Consider the following 24,244-nt stretch of genomic DNA (forward strand, 5'->3'; position numbering starts at 1 on the left):
ATCGTCATCCGAGCCGACGCGTGCTCAGCGCAGGAGCTGAGAACCGAGCTTCACCGGCGCGTCCTTGCCCACGAGCGACTTCGGGCCGATCTGGCCGGGCTTGGCGTCCACACCGGGCACCTTCACGATGCCCTTGAGGCTGTCCAGCAGCCCCTGCACGGCGGGCATGGCGGCCGCACTCCGGTAGTTCGGAGCGACACCCGCACCCCGCTGAGGCGAGGCGATGCCCGCACCCCGCCGGGGCGAGGCGATGTCCGCACGGCGCTGGTTCGAGGCGATCTGCGCGCCGCGCTGGTTCGAGGCGATGCCCGCGATCCGCTGCTTCGGAGCGACGTCAGCGATCCGCCGGTTCGAAGCGATGCTCGCGATGCGCTGCTTCGGAGCGGCGGTCGCGATCCGCTGGTTCGGAGCGACGTTCGCGATGCGGGAGCCTTCGGCGCGCATCGTCGAGGGCAGCTTCTTGTGCTTGGCGGCCGGACGGTGCTTGCACTTGCAGTGCTTCTTCTTCGGCTTCTTGTGCGGGTGGTGGCGCGGGTGCTCCTTGGGCCCGTGCCCTTCCTCGACGGTCGCTCCGCCCTTGCACTCCGCCTCCGCGATGCCGAACAGCGAGGCGGCGTTGCCGCACACGTTGATCGGGGCCTTCACCGGCGCGTAGGCCTGGGTGCCGTTCCCGGCACCGAAGTTGCCCGTGGTCGTCATCTTGACCTTCTTGGGCTCGCCGCTCCCCTTGACCGACGCGCCGCCCTTGCACTTGGCCTGCGCGGCACCGAAGACCCCGAGGGAGTTGCCGCACACGTTGATCGGCATGCTGATCGGCGCGTACACCTGGCTGCCGTTCAGCAGCCCGACGTTGCCGGCGCTCGTCATGTCCACGCTGCGGCCCCCGTGCCCGTGCGAGCCGCCCCACTCGCCGCCGCCCCAGCCGTCGGCCGTCCGGTAGCCCGGCCGGTGGCCGCCGCCCTCCTTGATGGACGCGCCGCCCTTGCACTTCGCCAGGGCGAGCCCGCTGATCGCGAGGGCGTTGCCGCAGACGTCGATCGGCATGCTGATCGGTGCGAAGGCCTGGGCGCCGTTCGCCGTCCCGAAGTTGCCGATGCTCTTCATGTCCACGTCGCGGCCCCCGCCGTGCGAGCCCCCGTACAGGGCCCCGACGGCGTTGGCCGGCACCGCGGTGCCGAAGGCGGCCCCGACGGCGATGGCGCTCGCGGCCACCAGGGCGGCGCGGCCGGTGTTCCTGGACCAGATGCGCATGATGTGTTGCTCCTGTCGGTTCGTTGCGAATCGTTGATCGGTGGTGATCGGTGGTGATCGCTGCGCGGCACCGTGCGGGTGGGCGCAGCCCTGGGCAGCGGCCATCCGCGGCCGTTGCGCTCCGGTGGAGATCGAGGTGAGGGCGGGTGGGCGTGCGTCGCGCACGCCGCCGCCGGGAGCCGGCCCTTTCCGGCGAGCATCCGCCGGCCGGACCGGGGGTCGCTAGTCGGGGACGATGGACGGGCCGCCGGGTGCGGCCACGTCGCTCAGCGCCGTGCGGCGGAAGGTCCCCGCGTCCGCGACGGTGGGCGCCGCCGGGTACTGGCGGTTCAGCAGGTCGGCGACGGGGGCGAACGGGTGCCCTCCGGCCGACCCGCCGCCGCGGGGACCGTCCTGCCCGGACGGCAGCGCGGGACCGGGAGACGGCGTGCGGTCGTCGCCGCGGCAGCTCGGGCAGAGGTCGGCGCGCTCGTGCGCCGGTCCACCCCCGGTCGCCGGGAACGGGCCGGCGGCGTAGCGGACGCGTGCCTTCCCGGCGGACGCCTCCTTGTCCGGTGCCTGGACGGAATCGTGCTCCGCGTCGGCCCCCTGCTGCGCCGCGGGTGCTTGCTGGGCATCGGGCGTGGGGTCACCGCTCAGAAGGGGCCGCTGTCCCGTCATCGGACGGACGAGGTCCCCGATGACGGGACGGTCCTGAAGAAGACCCGCCACCTGCACCTGCGAGAGCCCGACCTCGTCAGCGACGTCCCCCACGGGGTGGACGCCCCGGTCCTGGCCGCCGAGCACGTCCTGCTGCCGCGACCGGAGGTACCGGACGGGGTCGTCCCCGACCTCACGCACACCACTGGCCACCGCCCCAGGCACAGAACCCGACACAGCCTGAGCCGCAGAGCCCGCCCGGCCGCGGAGCAGGGAACCCGACACGACCTCAGGCACAGAACCCGCCGGGCCGCGGGACGGGAGACCCGAGACGGCCTCAGGCCCAGAACCCGCCCGGCCACCGGACACAGGACCCGGGACGGCCTCACGCTCAGGGTCCGGCACCGCACCGGGCATGGAGCGCGACACGACCCCATGCACGGAGCGCGACACGGCCCCTGGAACGGAATCCGAAACGGCACCCTGGACGGCGCCGGAGACGGCGCCGATCGTCAGAGCGTCGGCGTGCCGGGCTCCCCTCGGCGCGGGCCGCTCGGCCGCGAAGGCGGAATGCGTCAGCGCGGACAGCGCGACCCAACCGGCGAAGACGAAACCCGCCACGGCTGCGAGGCGCAGCAGAAGCGGGAGGAGGGTGTGCCGCGGCCGACCCTGCGGGCGATTCGCCCCGCGCTGGATCGGTACGGAATGCACAGCCGTTTCCTTTCGCCCCCGCGGCCGCGTTCAGGCCGCTTTCTGGTCCCGGTCGTTCTGGACGGCATGAACGTAGCACCGAGCTGAGGACGATCAAGGAGCCATTGCCTCGTCTCCCGCCGTGTCTCCCCATCATTTACTCCGGCATTGGTTCTGCTTTTATCGCGGCCGGTTTCCCGCCACTTCTCGCTCGTTTTGCCAGGCTCTTTCTTTTTGTCGAGGCCCGGACGCTCCCCTCCGCGGTCCAGCCCACGGCGAGCCGACGAGCACCGCCCGCTCGCCCAGACGGGGGCGGTATCGGTGCGCTACATTCTGTGCACGGACGGTCACTCCTGCGTCTTGCCCATCGAGGAGCCCGCGATGATCGATCCTTCGTCCGCGATGGCGCGGCTGCTGCCCGCGCGTTCGCACCGTCCGCGCCGCGAGACCCGCCGGTTCGTCACCCGCGCCGACGCCGACCTCGTCATGCTCTCCGGCATTCCCACCGGTCAGAGCGGCTCCCCCCGGCGCGGCCGGTCGGGAGCGTGGACGCTGTACTCGCGCCTGGAGTGGTCCGTGGCCGTCGCCAAGGCCGAGCGCGCGCGCCGCCGAGCGCGCCCGCCGTGGGCATAGAGCCCCAGGCCGCTCCGGAGGGCCGAAAGCCGGCGGGCGTCCCGAGCCGTGCCCGCCGGCCGGAGGACGAGGATCCCTCTACCGCTGGGAGGCGCCCGGCTCCAGAAGGCCCGCGGGCCGGACCGCCGGCACGTGCACGCGCGGCGTCCGCCGGACGATGCGGTGTGCGATCCGCCGGGCCGCGAAGTCGGCGCCGTGCACGAACCTCATGACCGGACCGAAGGTGGGGGCGGCGGCGAGGCCGGCGAAGTAGAGGCCGGGCGTGGAGGCCTCGAAGTCGCGGCTGAGCACCGGCGCGCCGAGCCGGGTGGCGATGCGGCCGCGCAGCTCCGGTGCGAGCAGGGCGAGCCGCTCGATGTCGGGGACGTACCCGGTGGCCGCGATGACGTGCTCCACCTCCGTGACGAGACGGCGCCCGTCGTGGTCGGTCGTGGTCAGCACGATGCCGTCGTCCTCCTCGACGGCCTTGGCGAGGAGGCGGCCGGTCGAGACGCGGATCCGCTCGTCCAGCCGGTCGCGCAGCCACCACGCCCCCGCAGGCGGGAGCGTCTCGCGGACGATCCGCCGCCGGGTCCGCTCCGGCAGGTACCGGACGAGCCCGGGCCGCTCCGCCCACACCCACGTCCGGTAGCCGGTGCCGAGCCCGGACCTCGGGCCCTCCAGCAGCCTGGTGCGGAACGACCGGTACTCCTCCGGGACGGTGTTCCAGTCCAGGACGCGCCGCCGCGCGATCAGGTGCGGGCGCGCCCCCGCGTCCGCCAGCAGCACCGCCGTCTCGAGCGCGGACTGGCCGGCGCCGACGACCGCGACCTCCTTGCCCGCGAACAGGCCGAGATCGCTGTGGGCGCTGCTGTGCGAGACGAGCCAGGAAGGCATCCCCGCCAGCTGCTCGGGAATGTGCGCGAACGGCCCGACGCCGACCGCGACGACCACCGCGCGCGCCGTGATCCTCTCGCCCGAGGAGAGCGTGACTCGGTAGCCGCCCGCCCCGCCGTACCTGACGTCCTCGCGCCGCCCGGCGCTCCCGGCCTGTTCGATGTGCGCCACCTGCGCGTCCTCGATGCCGGACACCGCCTCGGCGGCGAACCAGCGCCCGTACTCCACGAACGTCTCCAGCGGGATCGGGTGCCCGACCCGCCAGCCCGGGTGCCGGTCGGTGAACCGCAGGCCCGCCTGCGGAGCCCCGAGGCTGGAGGCGGACGGTTCGGACTTGAGGTACATGCCGAGCGGCATGTTCGCGTCCCAGAACCGCATCGGCTCCCCGATGACCCGGACGTCGAGCCCGAGGTTCTGCAGGTAGGCGGCGGTCGACAGGCCGTAGGGCCCGGCGCCGGCGATGACGACGTCGCTGGCCGAGTCGCTCATGTTCCATTCCCCCGTGTGTTCGTGTGCTACCTGGCGCGGAGCCGTTCGACCGCGCGGAGCGCGCTGCGCTTCCCCATGGCGAGGAAGGGCGGCAGGTCGTCGCCGGCGTACCAGGCGAACTCGTCGGCCTCCCGCAGCGGCCGAAGGGTCTCCCTTAGCGGCCGAAGGGTCTCGCGCAGCGACCGGAGGGTCTCCCGCAGCGACCGGAGGGTCTCCCGCAGCGGCCGCGGCGGGCGCAGCCGCGGGCGCGGCGGGGTTCCAGAGCACGGAGGGCTGCCGGGACGCGGCGGGGTTCCAGAGCGCGGAGGGCTGCCGGGACGCGGCGGGGTTCCAGAGCGCGGAGGGCTGCCGGGACGCGGCGGGGCACCGGGAGGCGGTGAGGTATCAGGGCGTGGCGAGGTGCCGGGAGGCGGGGTGTCGGGGCGCGGCGGGGTACCCGCGCGCGGGCGGCGGGCCGACCGCGCGAGGTAGTGGTTCTCCACGAGCAGCCTGCGGCCGGGGGCAGGACGAGCCTCCGGGACGGGGCGGCCCGACTGGTGCAGGTGCAGGACGCGGGCGAGGTCGAGGCCGTTCCGGTCGGTGAACAGCCGGAACTGCGCCCCGATCCGGGGGTTGAAGTCCAGCAGGTGGTACTCGCCGCTGACCGCGTCGAGCCGGAAGTCGAGGTCGACGAGGCCGCGGCAGCCGAGCAGCCGGACGATCCGGACGGCGAGCCGCTCGAGTTCCGGGGCCGCGACCCACTCCCCCGCGACCGTGTGCCCGGCCTGCGGGGGGCGTGCGAGGTGCTTGCGGCCGACGCCGCCGTACAGGAGCTCGCCGCTCTCGTCGAAGTAACCGTGGAAGAACCAGTCCCCACCGGCGGGCGGGATGCGCCGCTGCAAGATCAGCGGCCCCGGCCCACCACCCGCGCCGCCACAGGCGCCGCAGGCACCGCCAGCGGGGCCGTCGCCGCGGGTAGGGCCGCCGGGGATGGGGCCGCCAAGGGTGGGGTCGCCCGTGCTACGTAGGAGAGCGCCGCCTGCGACGCGGTCCGGGGGATGGTCGCGGGTGGCGGCGAACAGTCGGTGGAGTTCTCCGAGCGTGTGGACGAGCGCGGTGCTGCACATCCCGGGGCGCAGCCGCCACGGCCGCGCCCACTTGGCGATCAGCGGCAGCCCGAGCGCGGCGGCGGCCTCGTCGACGTCGGCGGCCGACTCGGGGGTCAGGCTCCGCGGGCACGGGACGCCGTACCGGTGGCACGCCTCCAGCAGCAGCGCCTTGTCGGCGGCGGCACGGGGGGCGGCGGGGTCCTGGCGGGGGAAGACGAAGTGGTTCCCCAGCCCGTCCGCGTGCTCGGCGACGAAGATCGCCCCCGCATCGTCCATGGGGACGAGGAGCGCGGCCCGGCCGATCCGCTCGCCGATGGCCCGCAGGTGGGCCAGCAGGTCGTCCGGCCGGTCGGCGGGCGGCCCCCACGGGTGCGCCCTGAACAGGTAGCGGGAGCGGGACGAGGGGTTGGCGTGCCCCTCCAGGACGGCGTGCACGGGGACGCCGGCACGGCCGAGACTGCGGATCACCGCGAGCGTCCCGTGGTGGAAGAGGTTGCGGTCGGTGCGCAGCAGCAGGACGGGAAGGCCCGGGTCGAGGCCCACGGCGCGCGGCCGGGCCGTACGGGGCGCGGTGTCAGAGCCTGCTCGCACGAACATTCAGGCCCATTCCCTTTTGTCGCGGCGCACGGCATCCCTTCCCCACGGTAAATTTTCGTGCGTTTCCGCCCGACCTGCTTTTTCACGGCGGGCTTCCGAGGTAGTACGATACGCATGCGAGCTGCGGATATCCATTCAACGGGACGGGCTTTCGGACCCCGGTGGAAAAGGTCGCCGTCCTGGTGTCCACTCCCTCCCATTCTCGCCGCATCCGTGGCTTTGTTCGGCCTCACGGCGCCTGCGGCGGTGACCCGGCAGGAGCCGCGGGCGGCTCACCGATGGGCGGCCCATGTGCCGTTGGGGGCGTTTCTGGGTTCGGGCCCGGAAGGAGTGGACCGGGTGGCCCGCTTCGAGCGCTGGCTCGGCTCGACGGTGACGATCGGACGCACCTACCTGCCCGGCCACGAGTGGCGGGACATCGAGGGCCCGGAGCGCATCCTGGATCCGTGGACGCACTGGAAGGCCGCCGACCAGCGCCGCATGCTGGTCGTGAACGTCCCGATGATGGCGCCGAACGAGGGCTGGATCCCGGTCCCGGCGCTGGCCGGACTGCTGCGCGGCGGCGCGCGCGGCGCGTTCGACCGCCACTACCGGACGCTCGCCGAGCGGCTCGTCTCCCGGAACGCCGGCGACTCGGTCATCGTCCTCGGCTGGGAGATGAACGGGGAATCCTACGCCGGGCGGTGCTCTCCCGACCCGTCCGCGTGGAAGGCGTATTGGAGGAGGATCGTCGGCACCATGCGCGCGGTGCGCGGGGCCCGCTTCCGTTTCGACTTCGCCCCGGCGCGGGGGCGGGACGCGATCCCGTGGACGGACTGCTATCCCGGTGACGACGTCGTCGACATCCTCGGATCGGACAGTTACGACCAACCCGCAGGAAAGTCGTTCCAAGATTTCGTGGACGAGCCGTACGGGCTGCGCATGCAGGCGGATTTCGCGACCGCGCACGGCAAGCCCCTGTCATTCCCTGAATGGGGTCTTTTTCGCAACTCTGACAACCCCGCCTTTATTCGGGGAATGCACGATTGGATGATGTCGCACGACGTCGCCTATCAGACGATCACGGACTACTGCCCGCACGGGGTCTGGACGTGCGGCGGCAACCCGCGCTCCTCCGCCGCCTACTTGGAGCTGTTCGGCGGCGTGACCGCCCCGCCGCCGTCAGGCAACGGACCGTTCACCCCGCCCCCGGCCGCCCCCGTCCCAGCGGTCCCCGCACCGGCGGCCCCCGCACCGGGGAGCCCGGCACCGCCCGCACCGCCGCTGGCGCCCCCGGCCGCCCCGCCCTCACCCGCCGTGCCCTCAGCAGCTGGGCCGTCCATCAAGTCGCCGGGCAAGCCGCGGACCAAGCCGTCCAGCAAGCCCTTGGGCAAGCCGCCGACCAAGTCATCCGGCAAGCTGCCGAGCAAGTCCTCCGGCAACCCGCATCCCAGGCCACCCGCCGAACCGGTGCCGCCGCGAAGGCCGCCGTGGAAGGGCCCGCCCGCCACCGCCCGCGCGTCCGCCGCCGCCCGCTCGTCCGCCGCCGTCCGCGCGTCCACCGCCGTCCGCGCGTCCGCCGGAGCCTCCCCGGGGCACTCCGCGAGCCCGGCCACGTCGCGGGTGACGGCCGCGAGAAGCGCCGCCGTCCGGCCGATGTCGTAGGCGGCGGACGCGGCGGACGCCGCGCGCCCCTCCCGCTCGGCGATCTCGGGGGCCAGCAGCCGGGCGGCCATCTCCTCGGCGAGCGCGGCGGGGTCGTCCACGGGCACCAGCGCGCCCAGTCCCGGACGGATGATCTCCGTGATGCCCGGGATGTCCGTCCCGACGAGGGGGCGCCCGGTGGCGAGCGCCTCCAGCGCGGTCAGCGGCAGGCCCTCCCACCGGGACGGCAGGACGACGAGGTCGGACGCCGCGAGCCAGTCGCGCGGGTCCTCCACGGCTGGGACGAACTGGACCCCGGCCACCCGCTCGCGGCGCAGCCGGTCGAGGTCCTCGCCGTCCCCGACGATGGCGAGCCGAGCATCCGGACAGCGCGCGGTGACTCCCGGCCACGCCGCGATGAGGACGTCCTGCCCCTTCTGCCGGGTCACACGTCCGACGCAGACCGCGAGCGGCACGCCCGGAGGGAGGCCGAGCCGGACGCGGGCGGCGAGGCGGGCGTCGGCGTCGGCGGGCGTGAACCGGCTCCGGTCGACGCCGTTGCGGACGAGCCGGTACGGACCCCGCACCCCGGCGCGCAGCCCCTCTCGCAGTTCACCGATCCCGACGCAGACCAGGGCGTCGCTCCTACGGGCTCCGACCCGCTCCCACAGGCGGCTGAACGCGGCCTGGCGCCCAGTGGCGGCGAGCCAGGACCAGCCGTGCGGTTGGAAGATCGTGGGGGTGCCGAGGGGGCGGCGCAGCAGCCGCCCGGCGAGGCCCGCCTTCGAGGCGTGCAGGTGGACGACGTCCGGTGCGAAGCCCTTCACCAGGCGGCGCAGGCCGAACGCCTCCATGAGGGTGCGGGGTCCCGGGGCGCGGCCGGCGCTCCAGTTGAGCCAGGGCACCCCCGCCGCCATGCACCGTTCAGGCAGGTCGCCGCCCGGAGGACACGCGACCGCGACCTCCCAGCCGCGCCGGCGCTGGTCGGCGGCCGTCTGCCCGACATAGACGGCGACCCCGCCCGCGTTCGGCCGGCTGACGTGCAGTATCCGCAGCGGGGCACCGTCCCGCCGCCCAGTCATGAAGCACCGAGGACGCGGGCCTGCCCGTCGCGCCGCACCTCGGCCGACCACTCGGTGGACGGCCTCCAGGACAAGGCGTCGAGCGAAAGCGCCGCGGTCACGTGCCCGCCTCCACGCGGCCGGTGGGCACGGGGCCGGTGGGCACGGGGTCGGTGGGCACGGGGTCGGTGGCGGCGGCGCCGGAGACGCGGCCCTTCCCTCTGCGGCCGGTGCGCCCGCGCCGTCCGCTCATGACGGCGGCGGTGAGCCCGGCGAGCAGGATCCCCGACGCGGTCCCGACCGTGACGCCGAGCGGCAGGTTCGGTGACGACGGCCTGGCGGGCGGCTCGGCGAGCGTCATCAGCGTGACGCGGACGCCGGTGTCGGAGCGGTGGGACGTCCCGTACCGGACGAGCGCGTCGGCCGCGGCGTTGGCGAACGCGGCGGCCTCGCGGGCCGTGCCGCCGATGCCGGCGAGCTTGATCAGCGGCGTGTCCGGCGAGGTGGACGCCTGGATGTGCTCGCGGGTGGACCCCGCCGGCTCCGGCGGGAGCGGGAGCGTGGAGTAGGCGAGGGTCTCCGGGAGCGGCGCGAGCCGCCCGAAGGCCTGCGCGAAACCGACGGCGGCCGGGCCCGGCCGCCCCTGCACGTCGTCCACGACCATGACGAACGCCGTCGCGGTGTAGGCGGGGGGCGCGAGCACGGCGTACCCGAGCCCGCCGAGGAACCCGGCGAGCACGAACGCGACGGAAAGACCGAAGCGCCGCGCCGTCGCGGCGATCCACCCGCGCGGGCGACGGCCGGACGGAGCGGCCCGGCCGGTTCGCCCGGCCCGCCTCGGCGGCCTCCTCCTGGCTTCACGTCGCTGCATCATGAACCCTTTCTGATGTCGGTACGGCCTCGGCTGCGGACGATTCGAGGCGGTAGAGCCGGGCGAGCTCGGCGGCCTGCTCGGCGATGGCGTAGCGGGCGACGACCGGCGGGACCCGCGTCCGGTCGCGGGGTGCGCGCAGCGCGCGGCCGAGTTCGGCGCTCCAGATCCCGGCGTCGGAGGGGAGGCGGCGGGCGTCCGGGGCGCCGGCCGACGGGAGCCCGTCGAGCGCCGGGCAGGCGGTGTGGAGGACGGGAAGCCCGGCGGCCAGCCCCTCCAGGACGCCGAGCCCGAACGTCTCCTGGACGGACGGCGCGGCGAGCACGTCCATGGCGGCGAGGGCTCCCGCGACGTCCGACGTCGCCCCCGCGAAGACCACGCGGTCGGAGACGCCGAGGTCGCGCGCCGACCGGGCGAGCGCCTCCCGCTCCGGCCCCGCGCCGACCAGCAGCAACCGCACACCGTCCATCCGCGCGACCGCGTCGATCAGCAGGTCGAAGCGCTTGCCCGGGACGAGGCGCCCGACGCCGCCGACGACGGGCTCGTCCGGGCCGATCCCGAAACGGCGGCGGGTCGCGGCGCGCCGGGCGGGGTCGAACGCGAACGCGGCGGCTTCCACACCGTTCGGGATCACGACGATCCGGCCGGGCCGCACACCCCAGGCGCGCAACCGGGCCGCCACGGCAGGCGACACGGCGACCGTCGCGGACCCCAGCCGCTCGGTCGTCCGGTACAGGGCCCGGACACCGCGCGTGGTCGCTCGTCCTTCGATGAGGCCATCGCCGAGCGAGTGCTCTGTGGCGACGACGCGGGGCGTCCCTGCCAGGTACGCGGCGATCCTGCCGTAGACGCACGCCCGGTAGAGATGGGTGTGGACGACGTCGTACCGTCCCCGGCGGATCAGCCGGAACAGCCGCGGCAGCGCCCCGACGTCCCGGTTGCCGCGCATCCCGATCTCGTGGACGGGCACGCCCGAGCGGCGGAGCTCCGCGCCGACGGCCCCGGCCCGGGTCAGGGTCGCCACCTCGCAGGACACCGGAAGGTGGCGTACCAGCAGCGCGAGCTGGCGTTCGGCGCCGCCGTGCTCCAGGCCGGTGATGACGTGCAGGACCCTGGTCACACGCGGCTCCTCCGGAGCAGCTCGTGGACGACGAGCTTGACGCGCAGCCTCAGCGGGCCGTCCCGGTCGCCGACGTAGGTGCGCGGCAGCGCGTGCCGTCCCGGGTCTTCGGGCCGGATGTCGCAGGCGTAGTCGTACCCGGCGGCGCGCACAGCATCGATCTCGCGGACGGTGGCGTGCCCGTACGGGTAGGCGAAGCCGGTGACCGGGCCCCGGATGACGTCCTCCAGGACGGCGCGGCTCTCCTCCAGCTCCTCGCGCAGCTCGGTGGCGTCCGTCTCGGGGAGCGAGACGTGGTGCCGTCCGTGGGACGCGATCTCCATGCCGGCGTCCGCCACGGCGCGGATCTGCTCGGCCGTCATGAGGGGCTTGCGCGGGCCGTCGTCCCACACGTTGTAGGAGCCGATCCGCCCGGACACGACGAACACCGTCGCGCCGAACCCGTACCGCACCAGCGCCGGGACGGCCCGGGTCGCGAAGTCGGCGTACCCGTCGTCGAAGGTCAGCCCGACCAGGCCGCGCGTCCGGCCGGCGGCGTGCGCGTCCATCAGCTCGCGCATCCCGACTCCGCGCAGGCCGTGCGCCCGCAGCCACGCCATCTGCCGCCCGAACCGCGCCGGCGAGACCGTCACCAGGTGCGGATCCTCATCGAAGTGGTCGACCGAGTGGTACATCAGCACCGGTGGCGCGTGCCGGCCCCCCTCGACCGTCCGCCCCGGCCTCGGCAGGCGATCCGGCTCCGCCGGCCTCAACGCCTCGGTCGAGGTCAACGCTTCGGTCGAACTCGCCGTCCCGCCCAGACTCGTCGCGCCGCCCAGACTCGTCGCGCCGCCCAGGCTCGTAGTACCGCCCAGGCTCGTAGCGTCGCTTAGGCTCGTCGTATCGGTCAGGCTCGTCGTATCGGTCAGGCTCGTCGTGCCCGTCAGGTTCGCCGTGTCGCTCAGGCTCACGGTTTCGCTCAGACCTGCTGGTTCGGCTCGGCTTCCCGGTTCGGTCAGGCTTCCCGGCCCTCTGAGAGAAGGCTGTTCTGTCGGCTTGCTCACTGATATCCCCCGATTCAATGCGGCCGCGCCGAAGACGCGCACCGAGCGCGCCGAGCGGCCCCGAAGCGATCCGCGGCCCTGCACCCACCCGCACCCGCGAAGCGCCGGGCCCCGTCAGCACGGTGAGGACGGCGAGGACGGTGAATGCGACCGCGACCACAAGCCCGCCCGCCGCCAGGTGGACGATCGGCGGCGCGTCCAGGGCCCCGGCGACGAGCAGCCCCGTCGCGCAGGCCCCCGCGGCGGCGAGCGCGAGCCCGGCCACGTCGGCCGCGATCCGCCCCAGCGGGACCGGGGCCACGCCCCGCCGCAGCCCGGCCAGGAGCAGGACGGCGGAGAGGGTGATCCCGGTCGCGTTCGCCGCGGCCAGCGCGAGCGTCCCCGCGGACGCGGCGAACGCACCGCCGATCACCGCCGTGACGGCCAGGCCCGCGCCGAGCACGGCCGCCGGGCTCCACGTCGGCCGCGCCCCGGCGAAGAACGCGCGCGCGGCGAGGCCGACCGCCGTCTGTCCCCAGAGTCCGAGCGCGTAGACGCGCAAGATGCCCGCTGTGCTCGCGGTGTCGGCGGACGTGAACTCGCCGTGCTCGAACAGCACCCCGATGACGGACGGCGCGAACGCGACGAGGAACGCGGTCGCGGCCAGCACCATCGCGCTCGCGACGGCGAGGTCCTGCCGGATGCGGCGGGCGACCTGCGCGGTGTCCCCGTCCGCCGACGCCCGGGCGAGCCTCGGGAACGTCACCGTCACGATCAGCAGCGACAGCACCATCGGCACCTGCGCGACCTTCTGCGCGTAGTTCAGGTGCGAGATCGATCCGGCGGGCAGTCCGGCGCCGATGAACCGCTCCACGAACACCTGCGACTGCCGCGTGACCGTGTAGACGACGATGGGGGCGACGGCCGCGATGCCGAGCCGCACGTCCACGCTCCTCGCCGGCGCGGCGTCCTGTTCCCCGGGCGCGTCCCGCAGGCAGCGGACGAACGCCGGGACCTGTACCGCGACCATCAGGACGCTGCCGCAGGCGACGCCGATCGCCGCGCTGGTGATGCCCACGACCCCGGACACGCCCGCGATCAGCGCGAGGATGCCGGTGTTGTAGGCGAGGTAGATGGCGGCGGGCGGCCCGAACCTGTGGTGGGCGCGCAGCGTCGCGCTCATGAAGCCCGCGACGCCGAACGTCACGACCGTGATCGCGGTCAGCCGCACGCACCGGACGGCCGGGCCCTGCTCGGCCAACCCCGGCGCGAGGACGTCCACCACGGCGGGCGCCGCGACGGCGAGCACACCGGTGACCACCGACAGGCCGAGCACCATGCGGGGCAACGTCGTGCCGACGAGGGGACGCAGGCCGTCCCCGCGAGCGAGGAGCCGCGTGACGACGGGGACCATGAGCAGCGCCATGGCGTCCTCGATCAGCAGCGGCGAGACGGTCTCGGGGATCGTCCAGGCCACGAGGAACGCGTCCGTGCTGCCGCTGGCGCCGAACAGGTCCGCCATGACGAGGTCGCGCAGGAACCCGAGCCCGGTCCCGGCCGCGATGAGCACCCCCGACACCAGCGCGGCCCGCCCCACAGACCCCTTGGCCCGCCCCACGGGCTCCTTGGGGCGCTCCCTAGAACCCCCGGCACGTCCCTCCGAATCCGCGGACCGCCCCACAGGCGCGACGGGCTGCCCCAAAGACCGGTCGGCAGGATCCACAGCCTGCTTCCGCGCAGACTGCCCTTCGCCGCGCCCGGTCACGGAACCCCCCTGCGGGAACGGACCCCTGCCGCGCCGCGGGAAGGACCGACCGCCCCAGAGAAAGGCGCGACCGCTTCCCCGGACACGCCGTCCACCCCGGAGGAAGGGTCGACCGCTCCCCGCGAAGAGCTGACCGACCCGAACGCGCAGGTCGCGGTGAGGCCCAGGATGATGCCGACGAGCACGCACGTCGGCCCGCCCAGGTCCGCGTAGAGGAAGTTGACCAGCAGGAAGGCCATGAGCCCGACGCTCGCCAGCCAGAACGGGTCGCGGGCGTCGCGGCGCGCCCGCAGTCCGGCGACGATCACGGCGAGCAGCGCGGCGAACCCGGCGAGGCCCACCACGCCCTGCTCGGACAGGAAGAGCAGGTACTCGTTGTGCGGCGACAGCAGCGGCTGCCGGACGTAGCCGTTGACGGGGTCGGCGGTCTCGCTGCCGGACGACAGCTCGATCGTCGCGTAGGTGTCGCGGTAGGCCGGGAAGTTCTTCACCCCGACGCCGGCGACCGGATGGTCCTCCCAGATCTGGAGGGCGGCCGCCCACAGGTTGTACCGGTCGCCCACTGACTGGTCCGGGTCGCTGACCGAGACGACCGCCGACTTGGCGCGCTCGACGACGGCCTGCGATCCGCCGCCCCCAATGCCGAGCAGGACGAGCATCAGGGCACCGCAGCACGTCAGCACCTTGACGGCCGTCCACCGGTCGAAGAGCACCAGGATCAGGACGGCGGCGGCGCCGAGCGCGATCCACGTCCCGCGGCTGAGCGCGAAGGCCAGCGCGGCGCCCAGCACCGCGATCCCGGCGAGCGCGCACGGCACGGCGGCGAAACCGTGCCGCGGGGCCGTCAGCGCGAACGCGGTGAGCACCAGGAACGCGAACCCGACGACGATCGACATCGCCATCACCTCGACCGCGCCGAACGTGCCGACGGCCCGGATGTTCTCGCCGCCCATCGACGCGCCGTTCCCCGTGACCGCCTGCCAGATCCCGTACGCCGCCTCCGCGAGGCCGAGACCGAGCACCGACCAGCAGACGGCACCGAGGTCGCGCCGGTCGCGGACCAGCACGACCACGGCGAGCGGGACCAGCACGAAGACCTGGAGGTCGCGGACGAACCCGGTGAGGCTGGTGACGATGTCGGTCGAGTGCACCGTGCTGATCCCTAGCGTCGCGACCAGGGGCCCGACCGCGAGCAGCGCCCGGCCGGGGAGCCGCGCCCGGCCCGTGACCAGCATCCCCGCCGCGACGAGCACGAGCACCGCGCCGGCGACGTCCCCGAGCGTGACCTGCGCGCCGGACCCGAACGGCTGCGCGCGGGGCGGTATCCCGACACAGGCCACGGTGACCGCGATCAGCAAGCTGAGACGCCTCGGCCGCATCCTCGCGAGGAAGGACACGGCACCACCACGCCCACGGCCGACACCACGCCCACGGCCGACACCACGCTCACGACCAGCACCACGCCGCCCTCCCCGATGACGCGGACGGCCGGCGGCATCCCCACCCCCGGCGACGTGCGCGGTGTCGGGGGCATGCCCGCCGCCAGTTGCATGCGCGACACCGGGGGCCTGCCGAACATCGGCGGCCTGCCCGGCGTCGGAGACCTGCCCGCCGCCGGCACCCTCGGCGGCGTGTGGAGTACCGGCAGCCTGCGCGGATTTCGCGGGCTGCGCCACGAACGACCCGGCGCCCGGCCCACTGACTGCGAAGGGCCATGCACCGGCGCCCGCGAAGGGGATCCTCATGCGGGGTCCCGGAAGAGGAGCGCTCGCGCCGTCAGGAGCAGGATCCGCAGGTCGCCGCTGAAAGACCAGTGGTCGATGTAGTGGTTGTCGAGCCTCGCCCTCAGCTCGATGGACGTGTCGCCCCGAAACCCGTGGATCTGGGCCCAGCCCGTCATCCCGGCCCGGACGCGGTGCCGCAGTATGTAGCCGGGGCAGGTGCGGGAGAACTGCTCCACGAAGTGCGGCCTCTCCGGGCGCGGCCCGACGAGGCTCATCTCGCCGCGCAGGACGTTCCACAGCTGTGGCAGTTCGTCCAGCGACGTGCCGCGCAGGAACCGGCCGACCGGCCCCACCCGCTCGTCGTCCTTGACGGTCCAGCGGGTGTCGGCCTCCCGCTGGTCCGCGGGTTTCAGCGTCCGGAACTTCAGCAGGACGAACTCCTCCCCGCCGAGCCCGATCCGCCGCTGCCGGAACAGCACCCCGGGGCCGCCCTCGATCCGGACGGCGAGCGCGCACGCCGCGAACAGGGGCAGCGCGAGCACCAGGGCCAGGGACGCGACGACGACGTCGAGCATGCGCTTGGCGCAGCGGGCCGCCGGGGCGCGCAACCCCCACGCGACCCGCACGCACGGCAGCCCGGCGAGGTACTCGCGCCGGCCCGGCACCACCGGGACCACGTCCGACGGCGGTTGAACGAGCAGCGTCTCGCACGGCAGCCCGAACGACATGCGCAGCACCGCGTCCAGCCGGTCGGGGCGCACGTCCTCCGCGACGACGACCAGCGTCTCGATCCTGTGCTCCTCCACAAGCGACGGGATGTCGGAGGTCTCCCCCAGGACGGGAGTCGCGCCCAGCCGGTCGACCGGTCCCTCCGCCGCGGAGACCTGCCCCGCCACCGCGAGCCCGAGATCGCCGCGTTCGCGCAGGACGTCGAGCACGTGGGCGGCGGTCCCGCCCGTCCCGACGACCAGGGCGGGGCGGGCCCTGGCGCGGCGGCACCGGTAGGACCGGACCACCGCGTTCACGAACCCCCGCGCGCCGAGCTGGACCGTCCCGCAAAGGACCGCCGTCCACAGCCAGGCCGGGTCGTCCGACCGCAGGAGCGCCACGAGCCCGCACACGAGGAGCGTGCGGAGCAGGAGCGGGGGCGCGTCGTTGAGCAGGGACGGGGCGCGGCGCGCCCGGTACAGCCCGCCCGCGCCGTTGAACACGACGATCGCCGCGGCGGCCAGACCCGGCAGGGCGCCGCCTCCGGTCAGGGAGACGGCGACGGCCATCGCCCAGCCGTCCAGGACGGCGAGGCACACCGGGCACAGCCCGGCCAGCAGCCGCGCGCCGCGTGCGGTGACCGGACGGGTGTCCGCCGCGACGGGTTCCGGAGGGGCTGCGCCGGAGTCGACGGAGAAACTCAGCCCCTGGGCTCTCATCGCGCGTCCCCTTCATGGACAAGACACCTTGCGGGGCCGTCGCAGGCGGCCGGTGATCAGCATCGCACCTGGTCAAAGCGCAAATCGCCGCTTTTAACCGGGGCCGCCGCAGTCTTGAAGAGAAGATCGACGGGCTTGAGGAAGAAGATCAACGGCAACGTCCGGGAATCGGCCGACCCGCCCCCTGGACCAGCCCCGGACCAGCCCCGAACCAGCCGCTGACCAGCGACGAACCGGCGACGAACCGGCGACGCACGGGCGGCGGACAGGTGATGGACCCAGAAAGATCATGCGAAGTGGCCACCGCATGCGAACCTCTGCGAGACCATGGACGTCTATAGGTGAGTCGGACGCCGAAACCGGCCGTCCCGCCTCTGGGCGGGCCGGGAATAAAAGGCCGTTCCGGGATCTTGTTGCCGATCCGCGTCACGCGGGATCCGGCGGGCTGTTGAGGGAGAACGGTGCGACGAGGTAAGGCGTTGGTGTTGGCGCTCGTCCTGGGCCTGGCGACCGCATGCGGCGGCAGCAACGGCGGCGGCGGGTCGGGCGGCGGCGGGACGACCACGAAGGGCGACGACGGCGCCCCCCAGGTCACGATCACTCCGGCGAACGGCAGCGGCAAGGCCCGTCCCGACCAGGGCATCACGGTGGCCGCGGCGGGCGGCAAGCTCGGCGACGTCTCGGTGAAGCTGAAGGGGGTCGACGTCCCCGGCAACCTGTCCGCCGACAAGACCAAGTGGCGCTCGAAGTGGACGCTGCAGCCCGGCGCCGGCTACCAGGTCTCGGCGACGGCGACGTCCGACAAGGGCAAGTCCACCACCGCGACCAGCACGTTCCGCACGTCCCGCTCGACCGCCGCCACCCGCGTCAACAACGTGGTGCCGAGCGAGAACGAGACGGTCGGTACCGGCATGCCGGTCTTCGTCCAGTTCAACAAGGCCGTCCCGGAGAAGGCCAAGCCCTCCATCGAGCGCGCCCTGGAGATCTCCTCCACGACTCCGACCGAGGGCGCCTGGCGCTGGCTGAGCGCGGGCGAGTCCTTCAACGGCCTGCCCTCCGTCGTCTTCCGCCCGAAGCGCCCGTGGAAGCCGCACCAGACCGTCACCGTCAAGGTCCACTACGCGGGCCTGAAGATCGGTGACAACGTCTTCGGCGACCGCGACACCACCCGCACCTTCAAGGTCGGCGACTCCCACGTCATCAACATCAGCGCCAAGACGCACCGCCTCGTCGTGAAGAAGAACGGCCGCACCGTCCGCAACTGGGGCATCAGCCTCGGCAGCGGCGGCGACGTCCAGCGCGACGGCGTCGACCACCTGCTCACCACCAGCGGCGTCCACCTCACCATGGACCACGTCCGCCTGGAGCGCATGCGCCCGCCGGGCAAGAAGAAGGGCGACCCCGGCTGGTACGACGAGAAGGTGCCGTGGGCGACCCGTATCTCCAACAGCGGCGAGTACATCCACCAGAACATGGACGACCCGTCCTGCCTGGGGAACCGCAACTGCAGCCACGGCTGCGTCCGCTCCCCCGCCAACGACGCGCAGTGGTTCTTCCACTGGTCGTACCGGGGCGACCTCGTCACCATCACCGGCACGAAGCGCAGCCTCCAGTGGACGAACGGCTGGGGCTACTGGCAGCTCCCCTTCTCCCAGTGGGCCAGCGGCGGCTCCCTCGGCAAGCCCATCACCACGTCCCAGGCCTGACTGACCACGTCCCAGGCCTGACTGACCACGTCCCGGGCTTGACCACGTCCCACGCCCGAGCTCCCGCGACCACTACCCTTCGTGACCAAGAGGTCGCGGGGGGAGTGTCCGGGTGGCAGCGAAGATCATCCTTCATGTCGGCGTGCAGAAGTCGGGCACGACGTTCCTGCAGCAGGTGCTCCAGGCCAACGCCGAAGCGCTCGCGGGCGCGGGCGTCCGCTACCCCGTCCTCCCCGACTGGGCCAGGGGTAAGCGGACGGTCGCCAACCACGAATGGGCGAGCTACGGGCTGCTGGGCGCGGAGTTCCCCTGGGTGTCCCACGACCGCGCGGCCGACGAGACGTCCTCCTGGCTGACCCTGCTTGACGACGTGCGGTCGACGCCCGGCACCGTGCTGCTGTCGGCCGAGGCGCTCTCGGTCATCCGCACCCCCGCGATCCACCACCTCCTGGACGCGCTCGCCGTAGACGACGTCGAGGTCGTGGTCACCGCCCGCGGCCTGGGCCGGACGCTGCCTTCACTCTGGCAGCAGCACATCCGCAACGGCCGGACGGTGAGCTTCGAGACCTACCTGGCCAGCCTGGCCGCCCAACGGGAGAAGGGGCGGGACTACATCGAGACCGACCCGTCCGCGCACCTCTGGCGGGCGTTCGGCCTCGGAGACCTGGCCAGACGCTGGTCGGACGCGGGAGCCGCCCGCGTCCGCATCGTCACCACCCCCGGCACGCCTCCGCACCTGCTCTGGCAACGCTTCGCGGAGGCGATCGGCCTGCCCGCCTTCGCCGAGTCCGCCGTCCTCCCCGGCGACCAGGCCCACACCGGCCTGACGGCACCGGAGACGCTGGTGCTGTCGTCCATGAACGCGGCCATCCGGCGGACCGCCTGGAGCGGCCAGAACGCCGACTGGGTCCGCCAGGTGGTCACGGCCCGCTTCCAGTCCCGCCCCGAACGCGGCGCCAGGGCCGTCCTCCCACCCGAATGGCGTCCCCGCTTGGCCGAATGGACTGAAAAGGACCTGGCCGCCCTCCAGGAGACCCCCGCACAGGTAGTCGGCGACCTGAACGACCTGCGCTACGAGCCGTCCACGGAAACGACGTCTGCCCCCACGCCCGAGGAGACCGCCCAAGCCGGCGCGGAAGCAGCGATCGCCCTGGCGGAGATCGCCCTCCAGGAAACCCTGGTCCAACGCAACATCCGCCGCCTACGCCACCGCCTCACCCCATAGCCCCCTCCCCACGGCATCCACCTCACCACGGGGCCGGAAACAGGCGCCCCTTCAGAACCGCATCGACCCGCTCCCCGGCGGCCTGCGCGTCCCCGCACGGAAAGAGAACCCACCCCCGCTGGACGTCCTGGTAGACCCACTCCCCACCGACGGCCCGCGCTCGCACGACCACACCCACGTCTTCGGCGACCCCACTGGCGTAGACCCAGAGCAGCGGCGCAGGGAACTCACGCCCGTACAACTTCACGCACCGCCACCCCCGCACCCCGACCGCCAACGCGAGCAGATCCAGATACCGGACGGCCTTCCGCCGCCTCCGCGACCGCCTCAGCACGCGACCCTCGCCCACACCCACTTGCCGGTCTCGCCCTCGGCCACCCCGCACGCCGCCGCCAGCGCCTGGACGAGCGGCAACCCCCACCCACCGGTCCCGTCGTCGTACCCGTCATCCAGCGCCCGAGCGTCCGCTCCGAAGTCCTCGGGCCCCTTCACCGGCCGCGTCACGGGCCTCTCCGAAGACGAGTCCCACACCGCCACCAGGACAGCCCGAGCCTCCCGCACGCACCTGACCCGAATCTCCCGCTCACCCGCAACCCGCACGGCGTTGGTGACGAGCTCCGCGACGACCAGCAGAACGCTGTCGGCCACCTTCTCCAGACCCCATTCCGCGAGCCGCATCCCGACCACGGTCCGCACCATCCCCGGCACCGTCCGATCAGCCAGACAAGAAATGTCCACCTCGCCCACATCCACGGCTTCTATCGCCATTTCACCACCCCCTCCTTTCGCCGAATTCCGAGGACAACAATGACCGCGCGGGGTTAGTTTGTCGCTGTTCCCTGGAAGACCTGGAAGTTGAACGATCCAGAAGGTGGACGAGTGAACATCAACGAACCCCCCGACCCGAGGCTCAACCTCTGGGCCACCATCGCCTTCTTCCTCCGCTTCCAGCGCATGCAGCATGGCCAGACAGGCGACACCGTCGCGCGCTGGCTGAACCGTTCCCGCTCTTCGATTTCCAGACTCGAAAGCGGCGAGTCGCAACTCAAGGAAAGCGAAGCGGCGATCCTGGATGCGAAGTGGAACACCGGAGGGCTCTTCGCAACCTTGCTATGGTTTGCCCGCTTGGGACACGACCCCAACTGGAACAAGAACTACCTGGCATTCGAGGAGCGCGCGTCCGAGATGCGCTCCTACGACGGCCAACTGATCCCGGCTCTGCTCCAGACCCCCGAGTATGCGCGCGCACTCCTCCTCGCCGGACGCCCCAAGAACCTGGAGAAGAGCGTCGAAGCCCGCATGGCACGGCAGGCGATCCTGCACAAGCCAGACCCACCCGAAATCTGGGTGCTGATCGCGGAGACGGCTCTCGGACCGCAGGTCGGCGGGCGCGATGTATTGCGAGAGCAGGTTGCCCACCTGATCCGACTTTCGGAGCTCCCAAACGTGATCTTGCGGATCGTCCCGAACGCCGCGGGAGCGAACGAAGGCTTGGACGGCCCGTTCAAGGTCCTCAAGGTCAAGGAAGGGGAGATCGCTTTCCTTGAGGCACCAAACGGCGGCCGACTAGAGTTGGACGCCGAAGAGGTCGTGGGCCTGCGCAACAGGTTCGACCGCATCGGTGCTGCGGCGCTACCCGTGGAGATGTCCCGAGCACTACTCAAGGACACGGTGGAGAACATCTGATGTCGAAACCCCCCGTATGGCGCAAGAGCAGTCGGAGCACTCAGGGCACTTCCGAGCAGTGCGTGGAAGTTGCGCGTCTTTCTCACGCCATAGGCATCAGAGACAGCAAGGCCCCCGAGAGCGGCCACCTCGCCCTCACGTCGCACGCCTTCGCCGATCTACTCGCCCGCGCCAGGCAGGACTCGCTGCCCCGCTGACCCGACCGTCGCCGAGCAGGGCGATTTCAAGGTCAGCTCTTGAGGAACACCAGCGGATACCGGATCGGCCCGTTCACCGTCAACGACGGCACCAGGAGCAACCGGTCGTCCGGGCGATCAGTCGTCCCCCGCGAGGCGTCCGATTGGCCACATGACGTGTCACGGATCGCAATCGGCGGCCGAGTTCAGACCATCCTGGGACGGGAGCGCGAAGACCTCGTCGCCACGGAGGCAGTCGCTTCTGGGGTCGGGAGACAAGGGGGCCGGTTCGTTGATCACGATCTGCGCGCGCCACCCGCCGACCGCCAGCCCGTCGGCGGCGTGGTCGAGAAGCCGGCCGTCGGCCAGGTCACCGAGCAGGCCGGCGTGTTCGAGGATCACGAACAGCGCGTCTGCGGCGCCGGTCACCATGCTGGAGGCTTCGGCGGCGCTCGTGTCCGGATTGAGCTGGCGGTAGAGGCGGCGCGCGGTCGTCAGGAGACGGTCGGCATCCGTCACGGTGAAGTCGCGTCGCAGCCGCAACGACAGGGCCATCCCGTCGGCAAGCGGATCGTCCCCCACCACACCGTCATCGCCAGGCATCCGCTCACGGTATAGGGCATCACCTAGGTCAACGAGCCCGTCCGAGCGACCGACCGCCGCGCCGCGGAAGGCGGAATGGTCGACGACGTTTCGGTAGCGGGCGAGCCTCTGGTCATCCAGGACGATGCCGAGGCCCGCACGTATTTCGCCGTTCACGAACGGCGAACCCGATGGCATCGCGCGCCTCGCACAGCCGCCTTCCTGAAGCTTTCGCGTCCACACGGCCGCCAGATGGGACGCCCCATGGAGCTCCGCAGCGATCAGGCTCGGAGCTTCCGGGAACATTAGGGAGAATGAGCATGAAGCCGCCCCACCAGAATCTCGGGTCGGCGGGCGTTCGGACCGCCCGGGGGGACGGACGATCGATGATGACGAAACCTGCCAGCCAGCAAAGCGGCAGATCGTGCGATAGGTGAGGGATCGGGCCTACGCGTCGCGCACCCCTGCGCATGGTGAGGGACGCCTCCATATCGGCTTCTGATTCGACCCCAAGGGTGACAGTAATCAAACCTCCAAAGACGAGCGCATGCGGTCGTCAGTTCGATATACTCTGCGCATGCGTTCGGTCACAGAGAGGGATCTCGGTGAGGCGTCCACCCAGGAGTTGGTGGACGCCGCCGCCGCGATCGCGGCCGAACTCGCCCAACGTCCCGCCCCGGAATCCCCTGCGGCGTGCATGCGGCTCGCCGAGACGCTAGCGGCCGCCTCCGACGCCCACGAAAGCGCGCTGGCCGGGCTCATCGCCCGCGTGGACGCGGCGGGTGAGACACGTCGCTGGGGGCTGCCCTCCACTCAGGCATGGCTGCGGTCGCGGCTGGGCATGCGCGACTCACGCGCCAAAGAACGCCTCACCCTGGCCCGGCAACTCCACCGCCTCCCCACCGTGACCGCACTGCTCGCAAGCGGCCACCTGTCCTACGGGTACGCGACCACGGTGGCCGACGCCGTCGCCCGGCTGGACGATGAGGACTGCGCCAAGGCCGAGATGCTGCTGCTGGGCATGGTCGGTCAGGGCTTCTCTGCCGGGAAGCTCGCGGCGTTCGGACGACGAATCCGTGATGTGATCACAGAACGCGACGAACAGGAGACAGCCCCCGAGGATGTGCAACGCGGATACGAGCGGTCCTGGGTCACAAGCACCCGTTCTCTGGACGGTGGCCGCTACATCAAAGGCTGGCTCAACCCCGAGGACGCCGCCATCTGGGAGGGCAGCCTCGCGCCCCTGGCCAAACCCGCCGGACCCGACGACCACCGCGACCTGCCCGAGCGCACTGCCGCAGCCCTGTCCAGCGTCCTGTCGGGCGGGCACAAGGCGACCAAGGTCACCGTCATCTGCGACCTCGACACCCTGACCGGCGGCCATGCGCCTGCCCGACTCACCGATGGAACCCCCATCCCTGCGCCGCAGGCCCGCCGCATCGCTCTGTCGGCCGGCGTCTCGCCGCTGCTGTTGGGGAACGGTCATGCGCCGCTGTACCTGGGCCACCGGGTCCGGTTCGCCACCGCCGCCCAACGCCAAGTCCTGGAAACGCTGTACCCCACTTGTGCGGTCCAGGACTGCGAAGTCCCTGGGACGCTGTGCGAAGTCGACCACGTCGACGGATGGGCCCTCGGCGACAGCCCCACCGACATCGACAAACTCGCCTTGTGCTGCGGTTGGCACAACCGCTTCAAACACACCAAACCTCGACAGATCCGCACCACTCGAGACAACACCGGCCGCTACACCTACCGCCTCCTCCCACCACCCGCCCCAGCGACAGCCGCCCCACCAACAGCCCAGCCACCAACAGCCCAGCCACAGACGGCCCACCCACGAAAACCCGAGCCACGAACCGCCGACCCACCCACCGGCCTCAACTGGGCTGCTTAGCGCGGTGACCGGACGTTCACCGGTCGGCCGCGTCGACCGGGCCCGGGATGTGGATGGCGGTCAGCTTCCCGCTCGATGGCGGCAGGTCGTCATCAATGG

19 protein-coding genes and 1 pseudogene are annotated in these 24,244 nt (G+C 72.6%); 7 read left to right on the top strand and 13 right to left on the bottom strand.

What is annotated here, in order from left to right; all coding sequences use genetic code 11:
- Nucleotides 1-24: 24 nt before the first annotated feature.
- Nucleotides 25-1,251 carry a chaplin family protein gene (locus FKD65_RS21240; protein WP_168221132.1) on the bottom strand — a complete coding sequence of 409 codons (1,227 nt, stop codon included), beginning with the start codon at nt 1,249-1,251 and terminating at the stop codon, nt 25-27.
- A gap of 222 nt (nt 1,252-1,473) precedes the next feature.
- Complete coding sequence (locus FKD65_RS21245; protein WP_141579148.1) at nt 1,474-2,091, bottom strand: hypothetical protein; 618 nt, start codon at nt 2,089-2,091, stop codon at nt 1,474-1,476.
- Between the two features lie 870 nt (nt 2,092-2,961).
- On the opposite strand from FKD65_RS21245, the gene FKD65_RS21250 reads away from it, so the two are divergent.
- Nucleotides 2,962-3,213, top strand: coding sequence for a hypothetical protein (locus tag FKD65_RS21250; protein WP_141579149.1), 252 nt, complete (start codon nt 2,962-2,964; stop codon nt 3,211-3,213).
- Nucleotides 3,214-3,291: 78 nt separating this feature from the next.
- Here the strand turns inward: FKD65_RS21250 and FKD65_RS21255 are convergent, their stop codons facing one another.
- Both FKD65_RS21255 and FKD65_RS21260 read right to left on the bottom strand, forming a co-directional pair.
- Nucleotides 3,292-4,578, bottom strand: coding sequence for an FAD-dependent oxidoreductase (locus FKD65_RS21255; RefSeq protein ID WP_141579150.1), 1,287 nt, complete (start codon nt 4,576-4,578; stop codon nt 3,292-3,294).
- Nucleotides 4,579-4,604: 26 nt separating this feature from the next.
- Nucleotides 4,605-6,263, bottom strand: a complete 1,659-nt coding sequence (locus FKD65_RS21260) for an ATP-grasp domain-containing protein (protein WP_141579151.1) — start codon at nt 6,261-6,263, stop codon at nt 4,605-4,607.
- Nucleotides 6,264-6,920: 657 nt separating this feature from the next.
- Between FKD65_RS21260 and FKD65_RS46645 the strand changes: the two are divergent.
- Nucleotides 6,921-7,130 (top strand): annotated as a pseudogene (locus FKD65_RS46645) (glycosyl hydrolase); the annotation flags it as partial.
- A gap of 254 nt (nt 7,131-7,384) precedes the next feature.
- Here FKD65_RS46645 and FKD65_RS21270 read toward each other — a convergent pair.
- From FKD65_RS21270 to FKD65_RS21300, 7 genes are all read right to left on the bottom strand, one after another.
- A complete protein-coding gene (locus FKD65_RS21270; RefSeq protein WP_141579152.1) occupies nt 7,385-8,968 on the bottom strand; it encodes a glycosyltransferase in 1,584 nt (527 codons plus the stop codon).
- 97 nt (nt 8,969-9,065) lie between these two features.
- Nucleotides 9,066-9,686, bottom strand: coding sequence for a hypothetical protein (locus tag FKD65_RS21275; RefSeq protein WP_141579153.1), 621 nt, complete (start codon nt 9,684-9,686; stop codon nt 9,066-9,068).
- Nucleotides 9,687-9,804: 118 nt separating this feature from the next.
- Nucleotides 9,805-10,938 (bottom strand): glycosyltransferase, encoded by a 1,134-nt coding sequence (locus tag FKD65_RS21280; protein WP_141579154.1) that lies wholly within the window; start codon nt 10,936-10,938, stop codon nt 9,805-9,807.
- Complete coding sequence (locus tag FKD65_RS21285) at nt 10,935-11,612, bottom strand: polysaccharide deacetylase family protein (protein WP_141586986.1); 678 nt, start codon at nt 11,610-11,612, stop codon at nt 10,935-10,937. Before FKD65_RS21285 ends, FKD65_RS21280 begins: the two co-directional genes overlap by 4 nt.
- Nucleotides 11,584-13,578, bottom strand: coding sequence for a lipid II flippase MurJ (locus FKD65_RS21290; RefSeq protein ID WP_240810266.1), 1,995 nt, complete (start codon nt 13,576-13,578; stop codon nt 11,584-11,586). The genes FKD65_RS21285 and FKD65_RS21290 overlap by 29 nt, the downstream gene beginning before the upstream one ends.
- Before the next feature lie 143 nt (nt 13,579-13,721).
- The gene (locus tag FKD65_RS21295) at nt 13,722-15,083 is read right to left on the bottom strand and encodes an O-antigen ligase (protein WP_168221133.1); all 1,362 of its coding nucleotides are present in this window, start codon (nt 15,081-15,083) and stop codon (nt 13,722-13,724) included.
- 383 nt (nt 15,084-15,466) lie between these two features.
- On the bottom strand, nt 15,467-16,876 hold the full coding sequence (locus FKD65_RS21300; protein ID WP_141579156.1) for a sugar transferase: 1,410 nt from the start codon (nt 16,874-16,876) through the stop codon (nt 15,467-15,469).
- Between the two features lie 461 nt (nt 16,877-17,337).
- Here FKD65_RS21300 and FKD65_RS21305 point away from each other — a divergent pair, with 461 nt between their 5' ends.
- Nucleotides 17,338-18,582 (top strand): Ig-like domain-containing protein, encoded by a 1,245-nt coding sequence (locus FKD65_RS21305; protein ID WP_240810267.1) that lies wholly within the window; start codon nt 17,338-17,340, stop codon nt 18,580-18,582.
- A gap of 112 nt (nt 18,583-18,694) precedes the next feature.
- The gene (locus tag FKD65_RS21310) at nt 18,695-19,807 is read left to right on the top strand and encodes a hypothetical protein (RefSeq protein WP_141579157.1); all 1,113 of its coding nucleotides are present in this window, start codon (nt 18,695-18,697) and stop codon (nt 19,805-19,807) included.
- Nucleotides 19,808-20,134: 327 nt separating this feature from the next.
- Here the strand turns inward: FKD65_RS21310 and FKD65_RS21315 are convergent, their stop codons facing one another.
- Nucleotides 20,135-20,575, bottom strand: coding sequence for an ATP-binding protein (locus FKD65_RS21315; RefSeq protein WP_168221134.1), 441 nt, complete (start codon nt 20,573-20,575; stop codon nt 20,135-20,137).
- Between the two features lie 111 nt (nt 20,576-20,686).
- Between FKD65_RS21315 and FKD65_RS21320 the strand changes: the two genes are divergently transcribed.
- Both FKD65_RS21320 and FKD65_RS21325 read left to right on the top strand, forming a co-directional pair.
- The gene (locus FKD65_RS21320; RefSeq protein WP_168221135.1) at nt 20,687-21,493 is read left to right on the top strand and encodes a DUF5753 domain-containing protein; all 807 of its coding nucleotides are present in this window, start codon (nt 20,687-20,689) and stop codon (nt 21,491-21,493) included.
- Entirely contained in the window at nt 21,493-21,690 is a 198-nt protein-coding gene (locus tag FKD65_RS21325; RefSeq protein ID WP_141579160.1) for a DUF397 domain-containing protein, read from the top strand. Before FKD65_RS21320 ends, FKD65_RS21325 begins: the two co-directional genes overlap by 1 nt.
- A 159-nt stretch (nt 21,691-21,849) precedes the next feature.
- On the opposite strand, the gene FKD65_RS21330 is transcribed toward FKD65_RS21325, so the two are convergent.
- Nucleotides 21,850-22,449: a hypothetical protein gene (locus FKD65_RS21330; protein ID WP_141579161.1), complete on the bottom strand. Its 600-nt coding sequence runs from the start codon at nt 22,447-22,449 to the stop codon at nt 21,850-21,852.
- Nucleotides 22,450-22,828: 379 nt separating this feature from the next.
- Here FKD65_RS21330 and FKD65_RS21335 point away from each other — a divergent pair, with 379 nt between their 5' ends.
- The gene (locus FKD65_RS21335) at nt 22,829-24,145 is read left to right on the top strand and encodes an HNH endonuclease signature motif containing protein (protein WP_168221136.1); all 1,317 of its coding nucleotides are present in this window, start codon (nt 22,829-22,831) and stop codon (nt 24,143-24,145) included.
- Nucleotides 24,146-24,244: the final 99 nt, after the last annotated feature.

Origin of the sequence: Actinomadura sp. WMMA1423 (assembly GCF_006547145.1) — a bacterium.
GTDB lineage: Bacteria > Actinomycetota > Actinomycetes > Streptosporangiales > Streptosporangiaceae > Spirillospora.

Bases quoted from the DNA above. Each gene is read 5' to 3' on its own strand.
- FKD65_RS21285 (WP_141586986.1), bottom strand. From the start codon at position 11,612: ATGTACCACTCGGTCGACCACTTCGATGAGGATCCGCACCTGGTGACG.
- FKD65_RS21325 (WP_141579160.1), top strand. From the start codon at position 21,493: ATGTCGAAACCCCCCGTATGGCGCAAGAGCAGTCGGAGCACTCAGGGC.
- FKD65_RS21330 (WP_141579161.1), bottom strand. From the start codon at position 22,449: ATGCCATCGGGTTCGCCGTTCGTGAACGGCGAAATACGTGCGGGCCTC.
- FKD65_RS21315 (WP_168221134.1), bottom strand. From the start codon at position 20,575: ATGGCGATAGAAGCCGTGGATGTGGGCGAGGTGGACATTTCTTGTCTG.
- FKD65_RS21260 (WP_141579151.1), bottom strand. From the start codon at position 6,263: ATGTTCGTGCGAGCAGGCTCTGACACCGCGCCCCGTACGGCCCGGCCG.
- FKD65_RS21270 (WP_141579152.1), bottom strand. From the start codon at position 8,968: ATGACTGGGCGGCGGGACGGTGCCCCGCTGCGGATACTGCACGTCAGC.
- FKD65_RS21240 (WP_168221132.1), bottom strand. From the start codon at position 1,251: ATGCGCATCTGGTCCAGGAACACCGGCCGCGCCGCCCTGGTGGCCGCG.
- FKD65_RS21255 (WP_141579150.1), bottom strand. From the start codon at position 4,578: ATGAGCGACTCGGCCAGCGACGTCGTCATCGCCGGCGCCGGGCCCTAC.
- FKD65_RS21300 (WP_141579156.1), bottom strand. From the start codon at position 16,876: ATGAGAGCCCAGGGGCTGAGTTTCTCCGTCGACTCCGGCGCAGCCCCT.
- FKD65_RS21335 (WP_168221136.1), top strand. From the start codon at position 22,829: ATGCGTTCGGTCACAGAGAGGGATCTCGGTGAGGCGTCCACCCAGGAG.
- FKD65_RS21250 (WP_141579149.1), top strand. From the start codon at position 2,962: ATGATCGATCCTTCGTCCGCGATGGCGCGGCTGCTGCCCGCGCGTTCG.